The sequence below is a fragment of the Kitasatospora papulosa genome, assembly GCF_000717245.1.
Classification (GTDB): Bacteria; Actinomycetota; Actinomycetes; order Streptomycetales; family Streptomycetaceae; genus Streptomyces; species Streptomyces papulosus.
The window spans coordinates 165456-173433 of the sequence record NZ_JNYQ01000013.1 but is presented as its reverse complement, the minus strand read 5'-3'; the positions used below and the strand labels follow the sequence as shown (position 1 = coordinate 173433).

The 7978-nt window shown below is 70.4% G+C and carries 6 protein-coding genes and 1 pseudogene; 3 read left to right on the top strand and 4 right to left on the bottom strand.

What is annotated here, in order from left to right; genetic code table 11:
• From IA22_RS35445 to IA22_RS0127845, 4 genes and pseudogenes are all read right to left on the bottom strand, one after another.
• Positions 1 to 127, bottom strand: a pseudogene (locus tag IA22_RS35445) (ATP/GTP-binding protein); the annotation flags it as partial.
• Positions 108 to 515: a DUF742 domain-containing protein gene (locus IA22_RS0127855; RefSeq protein WP_003966010.1), complete on the bottom strand. Its 408-nt coding sequence runs from the start codon at positions 513 to 515 to the stop codon at positions 108 to 110. The pseudogene IA22_RS35445 and the gene IA22_RS0127855, both read right to left, overlap by 20 nt.
• A gap of 134 nt (positions 516 to 649) precedes the next feature.
• On the bottom strand, positions 650 to 1063 hold the full coding sequence (locus tag IA22_RS0127850) for a roadblock/LC7 domain-containing protein (RefSeq protein ID WP_006127850.1): 414 nt from the start codon (positions 1061 to 1063) through the stop codon (positions 650 to 652).
• 9 nt (positions 1064 to 1072) lie between these two features.
• The gene (locus IA22_RS0127845; RefSeq protein WP_038273067.1) at positions 1073 to 4792 is read right to left on the bottom strand and encodes a nitrate- and nitrite sensing domain-containing protein; all 3720 of its coding nucleotides are present in this window, start codon (positions 4790 to 4792) and stop codon (positions 1073 to 1075) included.
• Positions 4793 to 5401: 609 nt separating this feature from the next.
• Here IA22_RS0127845 and IA22_RS0127840 point away from each other — a divergent pair.
• The 3 genes from IA22_RS0127840 to gltX all read left to right on the top strand — a co-directional run bounded on the left by IA22_RS0127840 (position 5402) and on the right by gltX (position 7952).
• On the top strand, positions 5402 to 5584 hold the full coding sequence (locus tag IA22_RS0127840; RefSeq protein WP_014153854.1) for a hypothetical protein: 183 nt from the start codon (positions 5402 to 5404) through the stop codon (positions 5582 to 5584).
• Between the two features lie 126 nt (positions 5585 to 5710).
• On the top strand, positions 5711 to 6487 hold the full coding sequence (locus tag IA22_RS0127835; RefSeq protein WP_014153853.1) for a fumarylacetoacetate hydrolase family protein: 777 nt from the start codon (positions 5711 to 5713) through the stop codon (positions 6485 to 6487).
• Complete coding sequence (gltX, locus tag IA22_RS0127830) at positions 6480 to 7952, top strand: glutamate--tRNA ligase (RefSeq protein WP_030125185.1); 1473 nt, start codon at positions 6480 to 6482, stop codon at positions 7950 to 7952. The genes IA22_RS0127835 and gltX overlap by 8 nt, the downstream gene beginning before the upstream one ends.
• Positions 7953 to 7978 lie beyond the last annotated feature (26 nt).

Below are 7978 nucleotides of genomic sequence, written 5' to 3'. Positions count from 1 at the left end.
GCAGCGGATTGATCTCCGAAACGGCACCGACAAACGTGGTCTTACCCACGCCGAAGCCCCCTGCCACCACGATCTTCGCCGAGGTGGTGGAGCGGGCCGTCCCGCCGCTAGAGCTTGCGAAGTCCACTGAGCACCCTTTCGAGCAGTGTCACATCCGGCGCGCCGCCGGCCTCTCCGTTGCCCGGCTGGTGGATGGCCACCATGCCGGCTTCCGCCAGGTCCGCCACGAGGATCCGCGCCACGCCCAGGGGCATGGACAGCAGGGCCGAGACCTCGGCCACCGACTTGACCTCACGGCACAGGTGGCAGATCCGCTGGTGCTCGGGCAGCAGGGTCCCGAGGTGGGCGGGGTCCGCGGTGGTGCTGACCAGCGCCTCTATCGCGAGCTGGTAACGCGGCCGGGTCCGTCCGCCGGTCATGGCGTACGGGCGCACCAGCGGCTGATCGCCCTCACCGTCGTACGACGCGTGGTGCAGTGCGCCGTACGGATCTGGTGAGGCGGGTGGCGGGGTCATAAATCCTCCGGGCGTGACAGCAGGGTGTCGGCTTGCCGTCTGAAGGTGGCCGGTGAGGGGCTGTTTCGGCCGGACGGGTGAGGGTTTTGAGTAGTACCTGGGGGGATCGTGTCAGGTGTCTGCCGCATGGCCGTCTAGTGGAGCAGACTTCCTTGTAGCTCGGCACGGAGGTCAGGGGTGAGGACGGTCCCCGCGCGGTCCACGAGGAGAGCCATCTCGTACCCGACCAGGCCGATGTCCGCGTCCGGGTGGGCGAGGACGGCGAGTGACGATCCGTCGGAGATGGACATGAGGAAGAGGAAACCCCTCTCCATCTCCACGACCGTCTGGCTCACGGCGCCGCCTTCGAAGATCCGGGAGGCACCCGCTGTCAGCGACGTCAGGCCGGAGGCGACGGCCGCCAGCTGATCGGCGCGGTCGCGCGGGAAACCTTCGGACATCGCCAGCAGCAGGCCGTCCGCGGAGACCACCACCGTGTGGGACACCCCTGGGGTGTTGTCCACGAAGTTGGTGATCAGCCAGTTCAGATTCTGTGCGGCCTGACTCATCGGGCTCAACTAACGCTCCTGCTGGTGAGTGGGGCCGAGTTGGAAACTGCCGGTCGACGAGCCGGTGTTGGCCTGCCGTCCCTGCTGGATGCCCCGGCGGAGATTGGTCAGACGGCCGCGTACGTCATCGGGCGCACGCGAGACCTGAGGTCCGGACTGATGATTCTGCTGCTGAGCAGTGCCCGGAACCAAATTGGCACGTGGGACACGGCGGGGCAGTCCGGAGGTGGTGATCCCGCCCGCTGCGGGCTTCTTGACCCGCTCCGCCTGACGCACGAGTTCGTCGTTGGGCGAAGCGCGCCACGAACTGGTGGCGCCGGTGTCGGCCGCCCCTCGCCGCGGCATTGCCGGGGGCGGGGCGTCGGCGGGCTGGGGAGCGACCGGTTCCTGCGGTGCGGCGGGCGGCTGCTGGCCGCCCTGCTGCGGTCCGTGGAACCAGTTGGTCTCCAGCGTGTCGAACAGCGGCGTGCGCCCGTCACCCGGACCGGCCGGCGGCAGCGCCTCGGACTGCTGAGGCAGGGCCGGACGCTGCGGCAGCTCATCCACGGACGGGGCCGGCTGACGCGGTGCGCCGAATCCGCCGTCGTCGCCGTGGTGAGGCGCGGGCGCCTGCGGGTACTGCGGGGCGTAGCCACCGAAGCCCTGGTCCTGCGGCATGGAGGCCTGGCCGCCGAAGCCCTGGTCCTGAGACATCGGAGGCTGGCCGCCGAAGACCTGGTCCTGCGGCATCGGGGCGTTGAAGTCGGGTCGGGCGAACTGCGCGGTGCTCGCCGGGTCCTGACCCTGCGGAGCCATGGGCGCCTGCGGTGCCGAGAAGTCGGGACGGGCGAACTCCGCGGTTGCGGCGGGGCCCTGACGGTCGTTCATCGGCGGACGCTGGTCCGGCGGGCTGAACTGCTGGTTCGGGGCGGAGGTGCCGGGCCTGGCGAAGCGGCCGGCGTCGTGCTCCTCGTGACCGCGCGGAGAATCCGGCTGCGGGCGCCTGGCGCCACCCTGCTCCTCGACGCCCCAGCTGGTGTTCTGCGGGCGCTGAGGCTGCGGGTTGCCACCCGGCAGCTCGGCACGCGGTCCGCCGGAGGGCGGCAGCTGACGGCCGGGACCGCCGGGCTGCTGTCCGCCCTGTCCGAGCTGGGCCTGCTGCGGATTCTGCCGCGCGGGACCGCTCTGCTGGCCGGAGTGCCCGAAGAGGTTGGGCCGGCCGGAGTCCGCACCGGCCGAGGGGTCCTGCGGGGAGCGTGCGCCGGGCCGTGCGCCGCCGGTGAAGGCGCCGGCGAGGCCGCCGCCCTGACGCGGGGAATCGGTTCGGCCCTGACCGGGCAGGGAGGGACCCTGCTGGCCGAGGCCCTGCTGACGTGCTCCGCCGTCGCGCGAGGGCAGCGCGGCGCGGGGTGAGGAACCCGCACCGACCTGCCCACGCGGAGCGGACGAGCCCAGCCCCATGGCGGGAGGTGCCGCGGGGCCGCCGAGGCCCGGACGCTGACCGCCGGAGGCGGGACCGCCGCCGCCCAGCAGCCCGCCCGGAGCGCCGCCGCCCTGCGGGCCCTTGCCCTGAGCCGGCTTCGGCGGCTGCTTGCCGCCGTGCGCGACCTCCATGGGCAGCATGACCAGTGCGGTCGTACCGCCGGAGTCGGAGGGCCGCAGCTGGATGCGGATGCCGTGACGCAGGGACAGCCGGCCGACCACGAACAGACCCATGCGGCGCGACACCGAGACGTCCACGGTGGGCGGCGCGGCGAGCCGCTCGTTGATCGCTGCCAGGTCCTCGGGGGAGAGGCCGATACCGGTGTCGTGGATCTCGACGAGCACACGGCCGTCGGGCAGCGCGTGACCGGTGACGCGCACCTTCGTCTGCGGCGAGGAGAACGACGTGGCGTTCTCCAGCAGCTCCGCGAGCAGGTGCACGAGGTCGTTGACCACGCGGCCGGCGACCTCGGTGGCGGGCACCGCGGCCAGTTCGATGCGCTCGTACTGCTCCACCTCGGAGGCGGCGGCACGGAGCACGTCGACCAGCGGCACGGGCCGCGTCCACCGGCGGCCGGGCTCCTCACCCGCGAGGACGAGGAGGTTCTCGCCGTTACGGCGCATACGGGTCGCGAGGTGGTCGAGCTTGAACAGCGAGGAGAGCTGGTCCGGGTCGGCCTCGCGGGACTCCAGTTCGGAGATGAGCGAGAGCTGACGCTGGATGAGGCCCTGGCTGCGGCGCGAGAGGTTGGTGAACATCGCGTTGACGTTGCCTCGCAGCAGCGCCTGCTCGGCGGCCAGACGGACCGCCTCGCGGTGCACGTCGTCGAAGGCCGCGGCCACCTGGCCGATCTCGTCCCGGGAGTGCACACCGACCGACTCGACGGACGTGTCGACGTCCTGCGGGTCCGTCTCGGAGAGCTGCCTGACGAGCTCGGGCAGCCGGTCCTGGGCGACCCGGGTCGCGGTGTCCTGGAGGCGGCGGAGCGAGCGGATCATGGAGCGCGCCACGACGAACGCGCCGACCAGCGACACCCCGAGGACGATGAGGATGATCGCACCGTTGAGGATCGCGTCGCGCTGCGACTCCTCACGCAGATCGCGAGCCTTGCTCTCCATCTCACCGAGGAGGGTCTCCTCGATGGTCTTCATCGCCTGGATCTTGTTCGAGCTCTGGTCGTACCAGTCCATGTAGGTACGCGTCTTGCCGCCGCTGCCCTCCATGCCGAGAGGGCTGTCGAGCACCTTCTTGGCGTAGATGTCGGCGGCGGTGATCTCGGGGTTCCCGTTGTCCAGCGGGGCCAGCAGCTCCGCGGAGCTCCTGCCCGAGGACTCGTAGGTCGTCTCGAACGTCTTGAGGGTCGAGCTCGCCTTGCCGAGCGCGTTGCGCCCGAACGCCTGGTCGTTGTCGTTCAGGTGCGTCTCGCCGCTGTCGCCGCCGGGGAGCGCCCCGGCGATGATGGCGCGCACGACCGACGCGTACTCCTTCGAGGAGGAGAAGGCCGCCAGCGCACGCGTGCGCTTGATCATCTCCGGGTTGCTGGTGGCCTGCGCCATGTCCTGCGACAGGCTCAGCAGCGAGGTGATCAGCTGGCTGTACTGGTCGATCGTGTTGAGGCTCGGGCTGTCGGGCGCGTACGCGTCCTTGCGGATGCTGGTGATGTTGCCCAGCTGGGTGCTGATCTGGCTGACGCTCGCGTGGATGCTGTCCAGCGCGACGTCGCCGGGGGTGTTGCCGATCTCGTCGGTCGCGTCGAGGAAGGCGGCCTTCGCGCGGTCGGTGCGCTCACGGGGCTGGGTGACCTTGTAGTCGGTGGCCTTCACGCCGTTCGACAGCGGGCCGGCCGACTTGTCGCGCTCGTCCTGCAGCGCGATGGCGAGCGCGGTCGCCTGCTTGGTCATCTTCGTGAGCAGCTGCATGTGCTCCAGCTGGTCCATGTCGTTCATGGACTCGTTGATGCGCAGCCCGCCCAGCGTGGTCGCCGCGACCACGGGGAGAGCCAGCAGCGAGACCAGACGCGTGCTGATGCGCCAGTTGCGCAGCGCCATGCGGGAGCCGGCCGATGTGGACCCGGCAGGCGTCCGGGGCTCGGTCGCCTCCGCGCCGCCCACGGCCGTGGTGCCGGACTGCTGCGCACGGTCGCCGCCATCACCGGCCGCACCGGCGTTCTGGGCGTGCTGGGGCGAGGAACCGCGGTCGTTCCCGCCGCGCGGCTCCTGATCCGCCGGGGTGTCCCCTCGGCCCTGGCGGGGCTGGGGCGACCCCATGCCATCCCTCTTGAAACGTCCCTGCACTAGCGTCGCAACCTCTGGACCAGGCGTCCCTCCGCGCGTGGGCGCGCCGGGACGGTGTCGGCGTCGTGGGGCGCTGGACGCGCCCCATGGTGGTCGTGAGTGACCGGCGTACTTCCCCCTCCCGCCGCCACTCGGCGCTGCGTTGCGCCCCTGCGCGTTGGGCCTGAAACCCGCGGCGGTGCGTGGAATTCCAGCACAGTGATGGATCTCCAACAAGGGCCGTGTACCGGGCTGTGACCTGGATGACACGGTGTGATGGATGAGTAACAAGGCGTGGAGCGTGTTCAGGGTCAAACCGGGTGATTGCGGGTGGACTTCCTGGGGGTGACGGGTGTCCCAGACGCCATGATCGGGAGCGGAATGCCAGATTCAGTGACGTATTGTCTGGTTTGCTTGCGGAGATCATCTGTCTGCAATGGGCCTTTTGTCGGCAACTTCGTGAGCAAACTCACACGATGATCGCCGTCTCATCCCGGCCATGGCAGGGAATCGGATGTTTAGCCTGGCGCTTTACAGGGATAGCGAATCCGACAACCGGCGCCCCTCCGGGCGGCGCCCGAGCGACAAGGGTCCAGACGGCAGATGAAGACGACGATGACGTTCCGCAACATTGCCAACCCCCGGCGCACGACGCTGGCGCACCTCGCGGACGCCGCAGCACTGCAGACGCCGGAGCAGCGGGAGCACGCCGTCGACCTGCCCACCCAGACGGCCAACCCGCGCCGCACCATCCTCATGGAAGCCCCGGTCACGGCGGCGCCGTAACGGCCGCCCCGGCCGCGATCCGCGAGCGGGCCCCTCACCCGCGCCGTCGCGGCGCCCCGCCCGGCGGAGCGATAGCCTGGAGCGTCAGTCTTCAGCCAGCCAGCAAGTGAGGGGCGACAGCATCCCGTGCGCATCGCCAGGTTCTCCATCGACGGCAATGTCGCCTTCGGCGCGGTCGAGGGCGACAGCCCCGACAGCCTCGTCCTCGACATCATCAAGGGCATCCCGTACACCGACTTCGAACTCTCCGGGACCAAGGTCCCGCTGAAGAAGGTCCGGCTGCTGCCGCCCGTGCTTCCCAACAAGGTCGTGGCCATCGGCCGCAACTACGCGGAACACGCCGCCGAGATGGGCAACGAGGTCCCCGATGTGCCCGTCGCCTTCTTCAAGCCGACCACCTCCGTGATCGGCGCGGGTGACTCCATCGAGTACCCCTCCTTCTCCGAGGAACTGCACCACGAGGCCGAGCTGGCCGTGGTGATCGGCCGTATGTGCCGCGAGGTTCCGCGTGAGCGCGTCAAGGACGTCATCTTCGGCTACACCTGCGCCAACGACGTCACCGCACGTGACGTCCAGCGGCGCGAGAGCCAGTGGGCCCGGGCCAAGGGGTTCGACACCTCGTGCCCGCTCGGCCCCTGGGTGGAGACCGACGTCGACCCCGGCGACCTGGCCATCCAGGCCACGGTCAACGGTGAGCAGCGTCAGCTCGGCCGGACGAGCGACATGGTCCGCTCCGTCGAGGACCTGGTCGTCCACATCACGGAGGCCATGACGCTGCTCCCCGGCGACGTGATCCTCACCGGGACCCCCGCAGGGGTCGGCCCCCTGCACGTCGGCGACGAGGTCGCCGTCACCATCGAAGGCATCGGCACTCTCACCAACAAGGTGATCAAGCGTGGCTAACCCCCCTGTCCGTGTACGTTTCTGTCCCTCCCCGACCGGTAACCCCCACGTGGGCCTGGTCCGGACGGCCCTGTTCAACTGGGCCTTCGCCCGGCACCACCAGGGCACCCTGGTCTTCCGCATCGAGGACACCGACGCGGCCCGTGACTCCGAGGAGTCCTACCGGCAGCTGCTCGACTCCATGCGCTGGCTCGGCCTCGACTGGGACGAGGGCCCCGAGGTCGGCGGCCCGCACGAGCCCTACCGCCAGTCGCAGCGGATGGACCTCTACAAGGACGTCGCCGACAAGCTCCTGGACGCCGGGCACGCGTACCCCTGCTACTGCACCACCGAGGAGCTCGACGCCCGCCGTGACGCCGCCCGGGCGGCCGGCAAGCCGTCGGGCTACGACGGCCACTGCCGGGACCTGAGCGACGAGCAGAAGGCGGCGTACGAGGCCGAGGGCCGTACCTCGATCGTCCGCTTCCGGATGCCCGACGAGGCCATCACCTTCACCGACCTGGTCCGCGGCGACATCACGGTCCAGCCGGAGAACGTCCCGGACTACGGCATCGTCCGGGCCAACGGCGCTCCCCTCTACACGCTCGTCAACCCGGTCGACGACGCCCTGATGGAGATCACCCACGTCCTGCGCGGCGAGGACCTGCTCTCCTCCACCCCGCGCCAGATCGCCCTTTACCGGGCGCTCACCGAGCTGGGCGTCGCCAAGAGCACCCCGGCCTTCGGCCACCTCCCGTACGTCATGGGGGAGGGCAACAAGAAGCTCTCCAAGCGTGACCCGCAGGCCTCGCTCAACCTCTACCGCGAGCGCGGCTTCCTTCCCGAGGGGCTGCTCAACTACCTCTCGCTGCTGGGCTGGTCGATCGCCGAGGACCGCGACATCTTCGGCCGCGACGAGCTGGTGGCGGCGTTCGACATCGCCGACGTCAACGCCAACCCGGCCCGCTTCGACCTGAAGAAGGCCGAGCACATCAACGCCGAGCACCTGCGCATGCTCGACGTGAAGACGTTCACCGAGGCCTGCGGACCCTGGCTGAAGGCTCCCTTCGCGCCCTGGGCGCCCGAGGCCTTCGACGCGGAGCAGTTCGCCGAGATCGCCCCGCACGCCCAGACGCGTGTGACGGTTCTCTCGGACATCACGGCCAACGTCGACTTCCTCTTCCTGGACGAGCCCGTCGAGGACGAGGCGTCCTGGGCGAAGGCCATGAAGGAGGGCTCCGACGCCCTGCTGGTCACGGCCCGCGCCGAGCTGACGGCCGCCGAGTGGAACGCCGAGGCCCTCAAGACGGCCGTCCTCACCGCCGGCGAGAAGCACGGCCTGAAGCTGGGCAAGGCGCAGGCCCCGGTCCGCGTCGCCGTCACCGGCCGCACGGTCGGCCTGCCGCTCTTCGAGTCCCTGGAGATCCTGGGCCGCGAGAAGACGATCGCCCGCATCGACGCGGCGCTGGCGAAGCTCGCCGCGTAACGTCCGACGCACACGACGGGGTGGCC